The sequence below is a fragment of the Arthrobacter livingstonensis genome (assembly GCF_003219815.1).
Classification (GTDB): domain Bacteria; phylum Actinomycetota; class Actinomycetes; order Actinomycetales; family Micrococcaceae; genus Specibacter; species Specibacter livingstonensis.
Map to the genome: position 1 here is coordinate 43,305 of NZ_QJVD01000012.1, position 16,344 is coordinate 59,648.

General features: G+C 68.1%; 18 protein-coding genes. All 18 read left to right on the plus strand.

The window, feature by feature from the left end; genetic code table 11:
• Positions 1 to 5 precede the first annotated feature (5 nt).
• The 18 genes from CVV68_RS12225 to CVV68_RS12310 all read left to right on the plus strand — a co-directional run bounded on the left by CVV68_RS12225 (position 6) and on the right by CVV68_RS12310 (position 16,332).
• A complete protein-coding gene (locus CVV68_RS12225) occupies positions 6 to 644 on the plus strand; it encodes a FliH/SctL family protein (RefSeq protein ID WP_211320816.1) in 639 nt (212 codons plus the stop codon).
• Positions 641 to 1,996 (plus strand): FliI/YscN family ATPase, encoded by a 1,356-nt coding sequence (locus CVV68_RS12230; RefSeq protein WP_110501289.1) that lies wholly within the window; start codon positions 641 to 643, stop codon positions 1,994 to 1,996. Before CVV68_RS12225 ends, CVV68_RS12230 begins: the two co-directional genes overlap by 4 nt.
• Positions 1,993 to 2,412 (plus strand): flagellar export protein FliJ, encoded by a 420-nt coding sequence (gene fliJ, locus CVV68_RS12235; protein ID WP_110501290.1) that lies wholly within the window; start codon positions 1,993 to 1,995, stop codon positions 2,410 to 2,412. Before CVV68_RS12230 ends, fliJ begins: the two co-directional genes overlap by 4 nt.
• Entirely contained in the window at positions 2,409 to 4,487 is a 2,079-nt protein-coding gene (locus CVV68_RS12240; protein WP_110501291.1) for a flagellar hook-length control protein FliK, read from the plus strand. The genes fliJ and CVV68_RS12240 overlap by 4 nt, the downstream gene beginning before the upstream one ends.
• A 122-nt stretch (positions 4,488 to 4,609) precedes the next feature.
• A complete protein-coding gene (locus tag CVV68_RS12245; protein ID WP_497707311.1) occupies positions 4,610 to 4,963 on the plus strand; it encodes a flagellar hook assembly protein FlgD in 354 nt (117 codons plus the stop codon).
• 62 nt (positions 4,964 to 5,025) lie between these two features.
• Positions 5,026 to 6,186 (plus strand): flagellar hook protein FlgE, encoded by a 1,161-nt coding sequence (locus CVV68_RS12250; RefSeq protein ID WP_110501293.1) that lies wholly within the window; start codon positions 5,026 to 5,028, stop codon positions 6,184 to 6,186.
• A gap of 100 nt (positions 6,187 to 6,286) precedes the next feature.
• Positions 6,287 to 6,565: a flagellar FlbD family protein gene (locus CVV68_RS12255; protein ID WP_110501294.1), complete on the plus strand. Its 279-nt coding sequence runs from the start codon at positions 6,287 to 6,289 to the stop codon at positions 6,563 to 6,565.
• A 3-nt stretch (positions 6,566 to 6,568) separates the two neighbouring features.
• Positions 6,569 to 7,378: a motility protein A gene (locus CVV68_RS12260; RefSeq protein ID WP_110501295.1), complete on the plus strand. Its 810-nt coding sequence runs from the start codon at positions 6,569 to 6,571 to the stop codon at positions 7,376 to 7,378.
• Positions 7,375 to 8,187 (plus strand): OmpA/MotB family protein, encoded by an 813-nt coding sequence (locus CVV68_RS12265; protein ID WP_110501296.1) that lies wholly within the window; start codon positions 7,375 to 7,377, stop codon positions 8,185 to 8,187. The genes CVV68_RS12260 and CVV68_RS12265 overlap by 4 nt, the downstream gene beginning before the upstream one ends.
• A 32-nt stretch (positions 8,188 to 8,219) precedes the next feature.
• Positions 8,220 to 9,128: a flagellar motor switch protein FliM gene (locus tag CVV68_RS12270; protein WP_245933506.1), complete on the plus strand. Its 909-nt coding sequence runs from the start codon at positions 8,220 to 8,222 to the stop codon at positions 9,126 to 9,128.
• The gene (gene fliN / locus CVV68_RS12275; protein WP_110501297.1) at positions 9,125 to 9,835 is read left to right on the plus strand and encodes a flagellar motor switch protein FliN; all 711 of its coding nucleotides are present in this window, start codon (positions 9,125 to 9,127) and stop codon (positions 9,833 to 9,835) included. The genes CVV68_RS12270 and fliN overlap by 4 nt, the downstream gene beginning before the upstream one ends.
• A complete protein-coding gene (gene fliO / locus CVV68_RS12280; RefSeq protein ID WP_110501298.1) occupies positions 9,836 to 10,285 on the plus strand; it encodes a flagellar biosynthetic protein FliO in 450 nt (149 codons plus the stop codon).
• 50 nt (positions 10,286 to 10,335) lie between these two features.
• Positions 10,336 to 11,145: a flagellar type III secretion system pore protein FliP gene (fliP, locus tag CVV68_RS12285; protein ID WP_110501378.1), complete on the plus strand. Its 810-nt coding sequence runs from the start codon at positions 10,336 to 10,338 to the stop codon at positions 11,143 to 11,145.
• Positions 11,142 to 11,414, plus strand: coding sequence for a flagellar biosynthesis protein FliQ (gene fliQ / locus CVV68_RS12290; RefSeq protein WP_110501299.1), 273 nt, complete (start codon positions 11,142 to 11,144; stop codon positions 11,412 to 11,414). Before fliP ends, fliQ begins: the two co-directional genes overlap by 4 nt.
• A gap of 3 nt (positions 11,415 to 11,417) precedes the next feature.
• Entirely contained in the window at positions 11,418 to 12,185 is a 768-nt protein-coding gene (locus CVV68_RS12295) for a flagellar biosynthetic protein FliR (RefSeq protein ID WP_110501300.1), read from the plus strand.
• A complete protein-coding gene (locus CVV68_RS12300) occupies positions 12,178 to 13,332 on the plus strand; it encodes an EscU/YscU/HrcU family type III secretion system export apparatus switch protein (RefSeq protein WP_110501301.1) in 1,155 nt (384 codons plus the stop codon). The genes CVV68_RS12295 and CVV68_RS12300 overlap by 8 nt, the downstream gene beginning before the upstream one ends.
• On the plus strand, positions 13,329 to 15,371 hold the full coding sequence (locus CVV68_RS12305; protein ID WP_110501302.1) for a flagellar biosynthesis protein FlhA: 2,043 nt from the start codon (positions 13,329 to 13,331) through the stop codon (positions 15,369 to 15,371). The genes CVV68_RS12300 and CVV68_RS12305 overlap by 4 nt, the downstream gene beginning before the upstream one ends.
• Positions 15,349 to 16,332: a hypothetical protein gene (locus CVV68_RS12310; RefSeq protein WP_146238879.1), complete on the plus strand. Its 984-nt coding sequence runs from the start codon at positions 15,349 to 15,351 to the stop codon at positions 16,330 to 16,332. Before CVV68_RS12305 ends, CVV68_RS12310 begins: the two co-directional genes overlap by 23 nt.
• The last annotated feature ends 12 nt before the right edge of the window (positions 16,333 to 16,344 follow it).

Below are 16,344 nucleotides of genomic sequence, written 5' to 3' on the forward strand. Positions count from 1 at the left end.
GAGCGGTGCCGACTAACAGCGCAGCCGGGCTTCGGGGTGCCCTGGAGCCGATCGTCTTTCCGGCCGTGCCGACCGCGGAGCAGGCGCGGTCCCATGCCGACGCCATGGAGCGCGGCCACCAGCGCGGGCACACCCTTGGCTATGCGGCAGGCCTGCAACGCGCCAGGGTGGAAGCGGATGTCCGGCGCGCCGCACTGGAAGCGGAGCATGGGGCGCTGTTGGCCGACCTCAGGGAGCGTGCCGCTGCGCAGGCCGCTGTATTGGCCGCGACAGGTGCAGCGCTGGCGGCCCGCACGGCGCCGGTGCTGGCGGACGCGGAACAGACCCTGATCGACTGTGCGCTCACCCTGGCCGAAGCCGTGCTGGTCAGGGAGCTTGACGACGGCGACACCCGGGCCAAGGCCGTCCTGGCACGGGTCCTGGCATCCCAGGACCCCGCCGGCGCGCCCCGGGTGCGGCTGCATCCGCAGGATCTGGCTGCCCTCAGCGCGGAGGCCCTGGCGGCCGCCGGCCTGGACGCCGTTGCCGATCCGGCCATCGCACCCGGGGACGCCGTCGCGGAGTACCCCGACGGTTTCCTGGACGCGCGCATTTCAACCGCGCTGGACCGTGCCCGGCGGGCGCTGCAGGAGACTCCCGCATGAGCACCGCCTGGCCCGGTGCGCTCACCGGGCGCGGTGCCGCCCGGCTGGGTGCTGCCCTGCGCGCAGCCGCACCCGAACGCGTTGGCGTCGTGTCCGCCGTCGTCGGCCTGACCGCGCAGGTCCGCGGACTGCGCTGCCCCGTGGGCGAGCTGGTCACCATCGCCGGCGCCCAGGACGGCGGGCGGAACACCGACGCCGAGGTGGTCGCCGTCGGCCGGGACACCCTGACGATCATGCCGCTGGGCCCGATGGCCGGGCTGGCACAGGGCGATCTGGTCCGGGCCAGGACTGAACCCCTGCTGGTCCCCACCGGCCGGGGCCTGCTGGGACGGGTGCTGGACGGGCTGGGACGGCCCATCGACGGCAAGGGCCCGCTGGCCGGGGGCCCGGGCGTGCCGGTGGCCAACGACTCGCCCAATTCCATGGACCGGGCGCGCATCCGCGTCCCCCTGAGCACCGGGGTCCGGGTGGTGGACACGCTGACCACCATTGGCCGGGGGCAGCGGATGGGCCTGTTCGCCGGCTCCGGCGTCGGGAAGTCGTCGCTGTTGTCCATGATCGCCCGGGGGACCGAGGCCGAGGTCTCCGTGATCGCCCTGGTGGGGGAGCGCGGGCGCGAGGTCCGCGAATTTCTCGAGGACGACCTGGGGCCGGTTGGCCTGGCCCGCTCCATCGTGGTGGTGGCCACCGGCGACGAGCCAGCGCTGGTCAGGCTCCGGGCGGCCTTCATGGCCACCCGGATCGCCGAATCGTTTCGCGACACCGGCGCCGACGTGATGTTGATGATGGACTCGCTCACCCGGGTGGCCATGGCGCAGCGTGAAATCGGGCTGTCCGTGGGCGAGCCGCCCGCGACCCGCGGATACCCGCCATCGACCTTTTCCGTGCTGGCCAGGCTGCTGGAGCGGGCCGGAACCGACACGACCGGCTCCGTGACCGGCATGTACACGGTCCTGGTGGACGGCGACGACCACAACGAACCCATCGCGGACGCCGTGCGCTCCATCCTGGACGGCCACATCGTCCTGGACCGGAAACTGGCCGTGGCCGGGCACTTTCCCTCCATTGACGCCCTCGGCTCAATTTCCCGCGTGGCCTCGAAGGTCTGCACGCCGGAGCAAAAGGCCGACGCCGCCATCTTGCGACGCGTCATGGCCGCCCGCCGCGCCGCGCAGGACCTGATTGACGTGGGCGCCTACCAGCCCGGTTCCAATCCGCTGGTTGACGCGGCGCTGCTGCACGCCGCGCCGATCAACCGCTTCCTGCAGCAGGAGCTTGAGCACCAGGTCCCCGCAGAGGAATCCTGGACCGAGCTGCGTTCCCTTGTCACCGTGTTTGGAGGGCTTCAATGACCAAGACATTTCGACTCGCTGGACTTCTACGCCTGCGCAAATTGCAGGAAGACCAAGCTTCCGCCAGCCTGGCGCGCGCCAATGACAACCGCAAGTCCCATGCCCGCCGCCTGGCCTCTGCCCGGGGCGAGCTGGCCGACTCCGCCTCCGACGCCGGCTCCGCAGCGGCGCTCTCCGCTGCGGCTGCGGCGCGGGCGGCCTCCCGCAGCCTCCTGCTGGAACTGCGAAGCCTGGCCACGACCCTGGAAGCGGAGGCCGACTCGGCGCAGGCGGTCCTGCTCGAGGCCAAAACCGCTGCCAGTTCGCTGGAAAAGCTGGAAGAACGGCACCAGCTCGACAGTGTCTCGGCGGAGCTTCTGGCCGAACAAGGCTTTCTCGACGAACTTGCCTTGTCACGACGAAAGGGTGCGGAGTGAGCGCCGTGGGAGGAGCAGGCCCGCTCCCGGCCGCCCCGAACCGGGCCCCGGGCAGCGGGGCGGGCGACGCGGCACAGAAGCAGCTACCGCGCGCCAGCTTTGGTGAACACCTCAAGGATGCAATGGGAGCGGCCGCCGGCAAGAGGCGGGACGCAGCCGGGCAGGATTCCGCCACGTCCACCGGTTCGGGCCGCGGCCGCGGGGCCTCCGGAACCGACTCATCCGGCACTCCCGGCGGGGCCTGTGACCCCGGCCTGCCGGCTGGGACCGGCCCGGCCCTTGCGGTGGCAACGGCGATGCCGGGCATTGCAGCGACGGGATTGACGGGTGTACCGGCGGTTGCGGCGCCGTCGTCCGCCTCCCCGGGGGCGACGACTCCGGTTCGTTCCAACGGGGCATCCACGGCGGGTGCCGCCGGGTCCGCGGCTGATTTGGCGGTGCCTGCTTTGACGGTGCCCGGGTCAGCGACCGCCACAGGCGGAGCCGCGGCGCAGGCCGTTGTTTCGGCCGTTACCGCGCCCGGCCCCGCTCCCATGCCGCCCTCCGCTGCCGCCGCCACCCAAGCTGCCGTGCCTCCCGGAACGGACCCCGCCGCAGCCGTGGCGGGATCCGCATCGACTGATCTGGCCTCCGGGGGGACGGCCCCGGCAGCCGCCGCGAATACAGCCGCATCCAGTGATTCGGCCGCTCAAGGGACGGCGCAAGCTGCGGGGCCTGGCGTCCCGGTCTCGGGCGCCCACGCCCCCGGTGATTCGGCCGCCGGCGGCTCCGGGCAGCCCTCCGCAGACACCCAGTTGGCGCCCGTCATCACGGCCACGGCGGCCGGTTCCGGCAGCTCCCAGTCATCGGCAGTCCCGTCCGTCTCCGTCGGAAGGGGGGCGGCCGCCGTTGTCGCGGAACAGGCCGTACAGGCACCCTCCGCAGCCGGGACCGCAGCGGCGGCAGGCCCGACGTCCGGCGCCGCGTCCAGCGTCGCACTACAGGGCGGCACCGCAGGAAAGGACAAGTCGGCGGATGGCAACCAACAGGGCACCCTGCCGGTCATCTCCGTTGGCGGCCCGCCAGCGGCTTTGCCGGTGACGCCGCTGGCACCGGCCCCCGCTTCGAATGCCCCCGCCCCGAATGCAGCCGCCGCGAATACCGCCGCATCCAGTGATTCGGCCGCCCAAGGGACGGCGCAAGCTGCGGGGCCCGTCGTCCCGGTCTCGGGCGCCCACGCCTCCGGTAATTCGGCCGCCGGCGGCTCCGGGCAGCCCTCCTCAGGCGCCCAATTGGCGCCCGGCATCACGGCCACGGCGGCCGGTTCCGGCGGCTCCCAGTCATCGGCAGTCCCGGCCGCCACAGCTGGACGTGGAGCGGCCTCCGCTGCCGCGGACCAGGCCGTACCGGCACCCACCGCGGCCGGGACCGCAGCGGCGGCGGGCCCGACGTCCGGCGCCGCGTCCGGCGCCGCACCACAGGGCGGCGCCGCAGGAAAGGACAATCCGACGGATGGCAACCAGCAGGGCAACCAGCAGGGCGGGCTGCCGGCCGTGCCCGGCGGCGGCCTGCCAACGGCCTTGACGCAGACACCGGTGACGCCGCTGGCGCCGGCCACGCCGGCTGCCCCGGCAGCACACCAGCTCGCGCCTCCAGCGTTGGCGGAACAACTTTCCCGTCCCATTTTCCAGCTTGCCACGGGGCAGGCCGGAACACAGGTCATGACGGTGCAGGTGGTGCCCGACTCCCTGGGGCCGGTCACCGTCAGCGCCCGGATTGGCCCCGACGGTGTCCGGATCGAGCTTCTTGCCGCCACCGACGCCGGACGGGACGGGCTGCGGCTCATCCTGACCGAATTGCGTCGGGACCTGGCGGCGCAAGGCGTGCAATCGTCCCTGAGCCTTTCCTCGTCGTTGAACGGCGGTGCCGGGGCGGAAGGGCAGGCGCAATCCTTCGGGCAGGGCGGTTCGCCGCGGGGGGCCGACCCCGGCGCTGCGGTTGCCGATGCGGCACGGACGCGCGAGCATCCGGCAGCTGCACTGCACGACGCACTCAAGGCACCATTGACCACAACATCACTCGACATCACGGTTTAGACAGGAGCGCCACCATCACTACTGAAGCCATCACCCCGCCCACCGGTGTCACCAGCAGCACACGGCCCGCTGCCGCCAACGGTGTCTACAGCAGCACTCCAACGCGCGCCCCAAAACAGGACATGGACTCCGAGGTCTTCATGAACCTGCTGGTGACCCAGCTGCGCAACCAGGACCCGTCGTCGCCCATGGACACCAACCAGATGATTTCCCAGACCACCCAGCTGGCCACCATGGAGAAACTCACCAGCATGGACAAGACGGCAACGGAGAATTTTTCACTGCAGATGCGCACCGCGGCCGCGGCCATGATCGGCCAGAGCATCTCATGGGAAGACAAGGACGGAACGGCCCACACCGGCGTGGCCGACTCCGTGTCCTTCGCCTCCGGAGTTCCGGCGGTCAAGGTCGGCGAGCTCAGCGTCCCACTGGACGTCATTTCCGGCATTATCAATTCAGGCACCACGGCACCATAACCCGCAGCATCCACCCGGCACAGACCATCCGGCCCGGGCCACAGCACAGAAAGGCTCCACCCATGCTTCGCTCACTGTATTCAGGCATTTCCGGCCTCCGCGCACACCAGACCATGCTCGACGTCACCGGCAACAACATCGCCAACGTCAATACGGCCGGTTACAAGGGCTCCAGCGTGCAATTCCAGGACACACTGTCCCAGGTGGCACGCTCGGGCTCCGCGGCACAGGCCGCAACCGGCGGCACCAACGCGGCCCAGGTGGGCCTCGGCGTCCAGGTCGCCGCCATTTCAACGAACTTCTCCCAGGGTTCTGCGCAGGCAACGGGCCGCTCCACGGACATGATGATCTCCGGCGACGGCTTCTTCATCACCAGCAAGGGAGGCCAGCAGTCCTACGCCCGGGCCGGGGCCTTCGACTTTGACTCCCGCGGCCGGTTGGTCTCCCCGGATGGCGCGCTCCTGCAAGGGTGGTCGGCCACCGGCGGCAAGGTCAACGCCGGCGGCGCACTGGGCGACATTCGCATCGCCAAGGACATGGTGGCACCCCCTGCCGCAACGACGTCGGCGGTGCTGGGCGGAAACCTGCCCAACGATGCCGCACTGGGCGCCACGGTGGTCCGGGACGTCCAGTCGTTTGACGCCCGGGGCGCCAAAGGCAACCTTGAGTTGACGTTCACCATGACGGCAACCGGGTGGGAGGCCAGTGCGAACGGCGCCGCCGCCAAGCCCCTGACGTTCACTGCTGGCGGGCTTCCGGCCGGCACCACCTTGACCAGCGGCGGCGTCACCGTGGACCTAAGCGCATTGACGGGCAACGCCGGGTCCACCACCGTCGCTGTGACGAGCCACGACGGCAATGCCGCGGGCACGCTGGATTCCTTCAGCATGGGAACCGACGGCACCCTGACGGGGACGTTCACCAATGGGGAGAACATGGTGATTGGCCAGGTTGCACTGGCGAACTTCACCAACCCCGGCGGCCTGGAAAAGATCGGTTCCTCCAGCTACCGGTCCACCGCCTCATCCGGTGCCGCAACCATCGGCGCGGCCGGGCAGGGCGGGCTCGGCGAACTCACCAGCGGCTACATCGAAATGTCCAATGTGGACCTGTCCCAGGAATTCACGAACCTGATCGTGGCCCAGCGCGGTTTCCAGGCGAACGCACGCATCATCACCACCTCGGACGAGGTCCTGCAGGAGCTGACGCAGCTCAAGCGGTAGCCCTCCCGCGGCCGTCCCGCTCCTAACGCATGGGGCTGGACGGCCGACAGTGGCCGGTGTACGTGGTTGACACCATGAAAGCCGTGGAAAGGAAGCGCCCATGATAATTGTGACCCGCCTTGATGGCCGGCACTTTGCGGTGAATCCGGACCTCATTGCCCGCATCTTTGAATCCCCCGACACCATCCTTGTCATGGCGGACGGGGCAAGGTTCATTGTGACCGAGCCCATGGCGGAAGTCATTGAGAAGATCGCCAGTTTTCGCGCGCAGGTCATTTCCGTCGCCTACAACGACGCCCCCGGTCCGGCCAAGCGGTCGTCGCACCTGAGCATCATTCACCCGGCGGACCCGTCCGGGCCGATCACGGGCGGGCAGTAAGCCATGGATCCGGCAACAATAATCGGCATACTGGTCGCCTTCGGTGCCCTCGTGGCAATGCTCACGATGGAAGGCTCAACGGTCGGCAGCATCATTTTGATGCCGCCCATGCTGCTGGTCTTCGTCGGGACCATCTCCGTGGGCCTGGCCGGTTCCACGCTCACGGACTTCGTGCACGCCTTCAAGTCGCTGCCCAAGGCCTTCACCGCCAAGCCGGCTCCCGCGATTGAAAGCATCGACACGGTGGTCAAGCTGGCCGAGAAGGCCCGTCGCCAGGGGTTGCTTTCCCTTGAGGAAGATGCGGCCAAGACGGAGGACGCGTTTCTTCGCGACGCGTTGCAAAACATCGCCGACGGCACCGACGGGGACGAGCTGCGGGAAATGCTCGACGACGCCATCGACACCAAGGTGAAAACCAACAACATCGCATCCCGGTTCTTCCAGCAGTTGGGCGGCTACGCCCCAACCGTCGGAATCGTCGGCACGGTGGTCTCACTTACCCACGTGCTCGAAAACCTCTCCACCCCCAGCACCCTGGGTCCCATGATCGCCAGCGCCTTCGTCGCCACGCTGTGGGGCCTGCTCTCGGCAAACTTCATGTGGCTGCCCATCGCCGGCCGCCTGGCGCGGCTTTCAGAGCTTGAGGTCGACAGGATGACCCTGCTGATGGAGGGCGTTCTCGCCATCCAGGCGGGATCCCAGCCAATTCTCCTGCGCGAGCGGCTCACCGCCCTTGTCCCGGAACATCGCCGGGGAGGGGCCAAACCGGACACCAAGCCCGGCAGCGACGACCAACTGAAGTCGGCGGCATGAGCCCGGGGCGGGGACGGAATGGCAAACGCCGGGGCGGCGCGCCCGAGCACCACCCCGACGAACGGTGGATGGCGTCTTACATGGACATGGTGACGGTGCTCATGTGCCTGTTCATCGTCCTGTATGCCATGTCCTCGGTGGACAGCCAGAAGTTCAGCCAATTGAAGGACTCCCTGGCCACCGGATTCGGTCAGGTCAACGTCGGCAAGGTTGACACGGCCACCGGTGTGATCGTCACGCCCAAGGATGTCGGCAAGGAAGGCTCCTTCACGAACGACAAGCTTGCGCAGGCGCTTGCCGAGGTGGACAAGCTCACCGCCCTCCGCGATGAAATGCACTCCCGCCTGGCCAAGGCGGGACTGGCGTCCAACGTCGAGTTTGCCGTTGACCAGCGCGGACTGACTGTCAAGCTGGTCGGCTCACAAACGTTCTTCCTCCCGGACAGCCCTGCCCTGTCCGTGCGGGCCGAGCGGGTTTTGACGGCGATATCGCCGGTGCTGGAAAAGGCCAAACTGGAAATTTCCATCGAGGGGCACGCTGCCAATGCCATCACCGGGTACCCCTCGGTCTGGGAGCTGTCCTCGGAGCGCGCCGTCGGGGTGTTGAGATACCTGGTGGAGAACAGCAGCATCCCGGGATCAACCATCGGGGCCGTCGGCTATGGTGCCTCGCGCCAGGTCAACAACGATTCCACCGAAGCACTGCGTGAGCTGAACCGGAGGGTGGACATCGTGGTGCTTTCCAGCCAAAAGGAGGACGTGCGGGCCCTCATTCCCGACGCCCTGAAAGTTAAGGCGAACCGGCCCTAACGGGAACGCGACCACCGCCGATAGTGGCTGACGTGCCCACACTTCCACTAAGCCCAGCGCTGCCCGGAGCCGAGCTGGAGCATGCCGTGGAAGTATACGACTTCGGGCGCCCCACGACCTTGGCCAGGGAGCACAGCCGGGTCCTGGAACTTGCCTTTGAAACGTTCGCCAGGCAGTGGGGAACGTTGTTGACCTCGACGATCCGCAGCGCAACGACGGTGGTGGCCGAACATGTCACCATGGTGACGTATGACGAATACGCCGCCTCCCTGCCGGCCGCAACAGCGATGGTGCTGTGTGCAATGGAGGGGCAGGACGCGAAAGGCGTCATTCAGTTTCCCACCGACGCAGCGTTTCACTGGATCACCCGCATGCTCGGTGGCACGTCCGCGCGCAGCGTGCCGAACCGCAAGTTCACCCAGATTGAACAGTCACTGGTGAATCAGTTCATGGGCGATGCGCTGGAGGACTTGACGTATTCGTTCGGATCGCTGCTGTCCGTCCCGCCCACCGTGCACGGAATCCACTTCAACTCACAATTCGCCCAGGCCGCGGCAACCAACACACTGATGATCGTCGCCAAACTCAGTGTCACCGTCGGGGAGATCGCCTGGGAAACGACCGTCGCACTGCCGGCCGATCCGCTGTTGGACCAACTGGGGACCAGCAATCCCATGAGCGACCCCGCCGACGCCCCGGGACAATTGCGCTGCCACGTGGCCGGGGCCCCCGTCGACGTGGAAATGGCCCTGGCACCGGTCCCCATCAGGCCCCGCGCCGTCCTCAACCTGTCCGTGGGCGATGTCTTGCCACTGCGGCATCCCACCGGCAGGCCCTTTGACCTGACAGTGGCCGGCAAGCCCGTGGCCCGCGCCGTTGGCGTAACACATGGCACCCGGCAAGCCGGGCAAATAGTTTCAATCGAGGAGAGTGCCCCGTGACACCCGCACCAACACTTCACACCGGTGCCGTGGACGCACTGGCCAGGCTCCTACCCGCGTCCGCCCCACTGGAATCCGCGCTCTGGCCGGTAACCAACGGTGAAATTCCGGCGGCCGGCATGACCACGCTCACGGTCGACTACCTGGGGGCGGTTTCCGCGGAACTGTCCCTTGCGCTGCCGCCGGCCACGGAGGAAGCCATCCGGCAGGCAGGGGGTTCGTCCTCCATCTCCATCGGCGATGTCCTGCGGCCTGCGCTGGAAGCCGCGGCCGAAACCCTGGGGGCCGGGGTTCTCGGCGACGTCGCCGCGGAGACCTCCGCGGCACTGTTCGCCGATCCCGAGTCGTCCGTATTCCGGATATCCGAACCGGGCCGCGCCGAACCGTTTGCCTGGTTTGCGATCCGGATCCGCCACAGCGATATTCGTTCGTCCAACGGCGGGGCGGACATTAGCGCCCACAAGATGGGCCGCATCCATGACGTGGAGATGGCCCTGTCGGTGGTCATTGGCCGCACACGCATGACCGTGGCCAACGTCCTGGGGCTGGAGCCGGGCGACGTCGTGGACCTGGACCGCTCGGCCGGTGCCCCGGCGGACATCCTGCTCAACGGGCGGCTCATTGCGCACGGCGAAGTCGTTGTGGTGGACCAGGAATACGGCGTGCGGGTCACCAAGATCCTGGATGCGGCGGAGACGATCGACTAAGTGGACACTCTCCTGCTGGTTTTGCGGGTGGGACTGTCCCTGGCCGTGGTGATCGTCCTGCTGTGGATGGCCCAAAAGCGCTGGTCCAAGGGAAGCCGCCCTGCCGCTGAGACGGACCTGCAGGTGGTCAGCCGGCGCAGCGTGGGGCAAAAGGCCTCCGTGGTGGTGGTGGATGCCGACGGCCGGCGTTTTTTGCTGGGCGTGACCGAACACGCCATCAACGTCCTGCACGACGGCCCGGCACCCGTGGCCGCCCCCGTTGCCGAACCGGCCTTTGCCCACTCCATGCAGGAGGCAGGCGTGCGCCAGGATGGGATGGCCGACGCCGGACCCCTCCCACTGCGGGCCCGTCACCACCGTCCAAAACAGGATGCGCTCTCCGGTTCGATTCTCTCGTCCAGGACCTGGCAGCAGGCCGGGGCGGCCGTGCGCAAGGGTCTGAATCTGTGAACGCAGATACCGCCTCCGTAACCCTGCGCCGGTGGGGCAGGGCGGCGGTGATGCTGGGACTGCTTCTGGCGGTCCTGCTCGCGTTCCAACTAGTTTTTTCGGCGTCCGCCCACGCGCTTTCCGGCATGGCGCCGGGAGACCCCGTGGCCCCGACGCCGCCCACCGATCCGACGGATCCGGCGAGCCCAGGCGGCGTCAATGTCACCGTCAACGGGCTCAACGGGCAGCCCAGCTCGGCGATCGTGACGCTGCTGGGCATCACGCTGCTGTCCGTGGCCCCGGCCCTGCTGTTGATGATGACCTCGTTCACCAAGATCTTTGTGGTCCTGGCGATGACCCGCAACGCCCTGGGACTGCAGTCGATCCCGCCGAACCAGGTGATCGCCGGCCTGGCCCTGTTCCTCTCGCTGTTCATCATGTCGCCCACGCTGGTGGACATCAACACCGCGGCCGTTCAGCCCTACCTCAACGGCCACCTGGACATCGGCGGCGCCTTCGACGCCGCGTCGGCCCCGCTGCGGCACTTCATGCTGCCGCAAACCCGCGAGGCCGACATTGCGCTGATGACCCGCTCCGCCGGCCAGGAAAACCCGGCCACACCGGATGCGGTGCCCATGCTCACCCTGATCCCGGCGTTCATGATCTCCGAGCTGCGCAGCGCGTTCATCATCGGCTTTGTCATCTTCATCCCGTTCCTGATCATCGACATTGTCGTGGCCTCCTCGCTGATGTCGATGGGCATGATGATGCTCCCGCCCGTTATGATCTCCCTGCCGTTCAAGATCCTGCTGTTCATCCTGGTGGATGGCTGGGGCTTGATCATCACCGCACTTGTCAAAAGCTACGGGGGCGGACCATGAACACTTCCGAGGTCCTCAACATTGCCGTCCAGGCGCTCTGGGTGGCAGCGAAGCTGTGTGCGCCGGTCCTGCTGACCGCCCTGGTGGTGGGCCTTGCCGTCTCCTTGCTCCAGTCGATCACCCAGGTCCAGGAGGCGACGCTTTCCTTCGTGCCCAAGGCGGTCGGGGTGGCCTTGGCGCTGCTTATTGCCGGGCACTGGATGATCACCGAGATTGTCACGTTCACGCACGATCTCTTTGACAAGATCCCCGCCTTGCTGAGGGGCTGAACCGTGACCATCCCCGTCGACTCCGCCTGGCTGGAAACCTGCCTGCTCGCCGCAGTGCGCATCACGGCGTTCATTGTCATCGCCCCGCCGTTCTCCTACAACGCGATCCCGCTGCGCATCAAGGGAATGCTGGCCCTGGGCCTGGCGTTGGCAATGACCGCACGGCTTCCGGTCCCCGCTGCCGTCAGTGACACCGGCCCGTTTTTCATCTCGCTGCTGCTGGAGGTGGTCACAGGAGCGGCGTTGGGGTTCCTGGTCTACCTGGTGTTCGCCGCGGTCCAAACGGCCGGCGCCCTGGTGGACACCTTCGGCGGCTTCGCCATGGCCCAGGCCTTTGACCCGCAGTCCATGGTCAACGGCGCCCAGTTCACCCGGCTGTTCCAGATGACGGCCCTGGCGCTGCTGTTCGCCTCGGACGGATACCAGTTGATCATCGGCGGCCTGGCGCGGTCCTTTGACGCCATTCCCGTCGGCGCGGGGTTCGATCTGGCCCATCCCGCGCAGGTGATCGCCACCGCCACCACCGGCATGTTCCTGGCCGCCGTGCAAATAGCCGGCCCGCTGCTGGTGGTCTTGTTCCTGGCCGACGCCGGGCTGGGCCTGCTGACCCGGGTGGCACCGGCGCTGAACGCCTTTGCCATGGGCTTCCCGCTGAAGATCATGCTCACCCTGTCCCTGGGCGGCCTGCTTGTCATGGGGCTCGGACACGTGGTGCCGGCCATGGTCACCACGGTCCTGGGCTACCTTTCGAAGGCGGCAGCCCGTGGCTGAGACCGGCGAGCGGACCGAGCAGGCCACCGACAAACGGATGAAGGAGGTCCGGGAAAAGGGCCAGCTGTCCCGATCCCAGGACCTGACGGCCTGGGTGGGGGTCGGTGCCGCCGTCATCATGGTTCCGGGCGTCATCAGCCGCGCGTCAAATGCCCTGGCGGACCAGATGTTCACGGCCGCCTCGATGGCCGCGCACCCCGATCCGCTGGTGGCCCTGCGCGCCCTGGAGACGGCGCTGGGCACCCTCGCCGGCATTCTGGGTCCCATGCTGTTCACCGTCGTCGCCGCCGTGACGGCGGCAGCGGCCATCCAGGGCGGCATCCACTTCAAGAAGTTCAAGCCAAAGTTCGAGCAGTTCGATCTGCTCAAGGGGCTCAAGAACGTGGTGGGCACCCAGGCGCTGTGGAACGGCGCGAAGGCGCTGCTAAAAACGGCTGTCGTGGGGCTGGTGCTCTACACCGTGGTCCAGGGCCTGATCCCGACCCTCCTTCAGGCGGGCGGCCTGCAGATTTCCGAGCTGCTCGGCGCGGCGGGCGGCGGCGTTGTCCAGCTGGTGCAGTACGCGGTGGCCGCCGGCATGCTGCTGGCCGTGGCTGACGTTTTTGTCATCTCGCGGCGCAACCGCAAGAAGACCCGCATGAGCAAGAAGGAAGTCAAGGATGAGAACAAGTCCACCGACGGGGACCCCTTGATCAAGTCGGCCCGGCGGCAGCGCCAGCTGGCCATGGCCCGCAACCGCATGATGAGCGCGGTGGGGACGGCCGACGTCGTCCTCGTCAACCCCGAGCACGTGGCGGTCGCGCTGCGGTACGAGCCCGGAAAGTCCGCCCCGCGCGTGGTCGCCAAGGGCGCGGACCGGGTGGCCGCCCGGATCCGGGCCGAGGCCGAGGCGAAGAAGGTGCCCATGGTCAGGGACATCCCGCTGGCCCGGGCCCTGCACGGTTCCTGCGAACTTGGCGCGGAGATCCCGGTGGAACTCTACAACCAGGTGGCGGCCGTGCTGGCGTTTGTCATGGCCCTGAAGAAACGCGGGGCCGCAGCCGGCACACACCGGATCCTGCCGGCCGGTTCAGCCATCCCGCCCCGCCCCGAGAAAAACAGCCCAGCCACCGCCGGCACCACCCTGAACAAAGGAATCCCCGCGTGAACCGCAACTTCTCGAAGCTGGCCGTCCCCATGGGGGTGGTGGGAATTGTGCTGCTCCTGGTGGTGCCGATTCCTGCCGTGCTGCTGGACGTCCTCCTGATCATCAGCATCGTCTTCGCCCTGCTCGTGCTGATGAACAGCATGTTCGTGAAGAAGCCGCTGGACTTTTCCGTGTTCCCTTCGCTCCTGCTGGTGGCCACGCTGTTCCGGCTGGGGCTCAACGTGGCCTCCACCCGCCTGGTGCTGGGCCAGGCGCACGCCGGAGCGGTGATCCAGGCGTTTGGCGAGGTCACGGTGGGTGGCAACCTGATCATCGGCGGCGTGATCTTCCTGATCCTGGTCGTCATCCAGTTCGTCGTGGTGACCAAGGGTGCCGAACGTGTGGCCGAGGTGGGCGCCCGCTTCACCCTCGACGCCATGCCCGGGAAGCAGATGGCCATCGACGCCGACCTCAACGCGGGCCTGATCACCGACATTGAGGCCAAGGAGCGCCGCGTGGAGGTCTCCGCCGAGGCCGACTTCTACGGCGCCATGGACGGTGCCTCCAAGTTCGTCAAGGGCGACGCCATTGTCGGCATCATCATTATCATCATCAACCTGGTGGGCGGCATCGCCATCGGCATGCTCCAGCGCGGCATGGACATCACAGATGCCGTGAACACCTACTCGCTGCTGTCCATCGGCGATGGCCTGGTGACGCAGATCCCCGCACTGTTGATGGCCGTTGCCACCGGTATGATCGTCACCCGCTCCAACGCCTCCTCGGACATGGGCACGACGGCGGCCCAGCAGCTTACGCAGTCACGCTCGGCGCTGCTGGTGGCCGGGACCGCGGCCATCATCATGTCCGTCATTCCCGGCATGCCGATCTTCCTGTTCCTGGCTGTCGGGGCAGTCCTGTTGTTCATCGGCCAGCGGGTCGGGGCGGCCGACACGGCTGCGGCTGCGGCGGCGGTGGTGGCGGCCGTGCCGGCGCCGCAGGCCGAAACCACGGAGGACATCATTGAGAGGATGCGGGTTCAGGCGCTGGAGATCCAGTTGTCCACCGACCTGGTGGACCTGGTTTCCGGCTCCGCCGACGATCTCCTGGCCCGCATCAAGGCGCTGCGGCACAAGGTGGCCATGGAGATGGGCATGGTGGTGCCGCCGGTGCGCACCCGCGACCATGTGGAACTGCCGCCGTCCACCTACGTGATCCGCATTGCCGGCGTCGAGGCCGGGCGGGGGACCGCCCCCGCCGGCCGGGTGCTGGCGCTGGGCGAGCAGCTGGGGTCCCTGCCGGGCACCCCCACTGTGGAGCCGGTGTTTGGGCTGGCCGGCAAGTGGATCCCGGCGGAAATGCGGCACAGCGCCGAGATGGCCGGTGCCACCGTGATCGACCGCGTGTCCGTGCTCATCACCCATCTTTCCGCCGTGGTCAGCGCCAACGCCGCCCGGCTGCTCAGCCGGGAGGACGTGCGCGTGCTCACCGAAGGGGTGAAGGAAGTCTCGCCGTCGATCGTGGAGGAACTGGTGCCCGGGATGCTGTCCCTGGGTGAGGTCCAGCGCGTCCTGCAGGGCCTGCTGGGGGAGCAGGTGCCCATCAACGACCTTCCCCGGATTTACGAGGCGCTGTCGCTGCAGGCGAAAAAGGGCACCGAACCGGAGCCGCTCGTCGAGTCGGCCCGGACCGCGCTGGGCCCCGTCATCGTGGACAGGTACCTCGATGGCGGTTCGCTGGCCGTGCTGATGATCGACCCCTCCCTGGAACAGTCCCTGCTGGAGGGCCTGCGCCCGTCCGAGCTCGGCACCCAGATTGTGGTGGACCCGTCCCGGATGGAGGCGTTCCTGGTGTCCGTGACGGAGTCCTTCGCCGCCGCGGAGACCGCCGGCCACAGCCCCGTCCTGGTCTGCGCCCCGGCACTTCGTCCGGCCGTGTGGCGGCTCGTATCCGGGCGCGTCAAGGGACTTCCCGTGCTTTCCTACACGGAGGCGACCGCCGGAAATCCCACCATCGATACCGTAGGGGTGGTGCGCAGTGTCCAGTCGATTTCAGCTTAGGGGACACACCATGGAGGGCCTGCGCTGGCAGCTCTTTGACACGTACGGCTCACGGGCCCGGATCATCCGGGCCGAGCGCGTCCAGACGGGCGGGGTGTTCGGCATCGGGGCCACCACCTCCTTTGAAGTGACGGTTGAGGTGGACGGGGGGCCGGCGTCGAACCCGGCGGCCACGTACCGGGGCAGGTCCGCGGCGGAGCGGGCCTTCCGCCGGCCCGCCTCCACGCGGCGCGGCCTGGCCGATTTGCTGGCGGATGCCGATGACGGGGACGACGCCGGCTCCTCCCCCCGCGCCATGGTGGTGTCCACGCAGAAACCCGACTTTGACGCCATCCTGGGCCGGATGGCCGAACGGATTGGCGACGGGCCCGGCAGGCACGCACTGGCTGCGGCGGTGCCGGACGCCGGCGTTCCGGGCGCCGGAGTGTTGGACTCCGACGTGGTGGATGCCGGGTTGCCGGATGCCGGGACGGGAGTACCGCAACTGTCCACGGTGCCCGGGGACCTGGTGGTGTTGGTGGGGCTGCGCGACCAGCCGCTGCGCACGGCCTGGACCATGGCCGGCGCGCTTGAGGGCGGGGTCGAGCTGCGGACCTCTGGCGACTACCGGTCGAACGGGGTCGGCCACGTCCTCATCGACAGCCCCGAGGTGGAAAAGGTGCAGGCCCTGGCGGCCGTTGACGGCAAGCCGCTGTTGATAGCATTCAGTGTGGGCGCAAGGGGGTCCTCAAGCCCGTCGGCACTCGCCTCGTTGCGTCCCGACCAGCTGTGGCTCGTGGTGGACGCCGCCCACAAGCCGGATGACACCCAGACCTGGGTCCGGCAGGTGTCCTGGCATGCGGTGCCCGATGCCCTGGCGGTGCTTGGATCGGCCGACACAGCCACCCCGGAGACCGTCAATGAGCTGGGCTATCCGCTCGGCTGGGTGGATGGCTACCAGGCAACGTCGCCCATTTTTTAGGATTCACCCCAT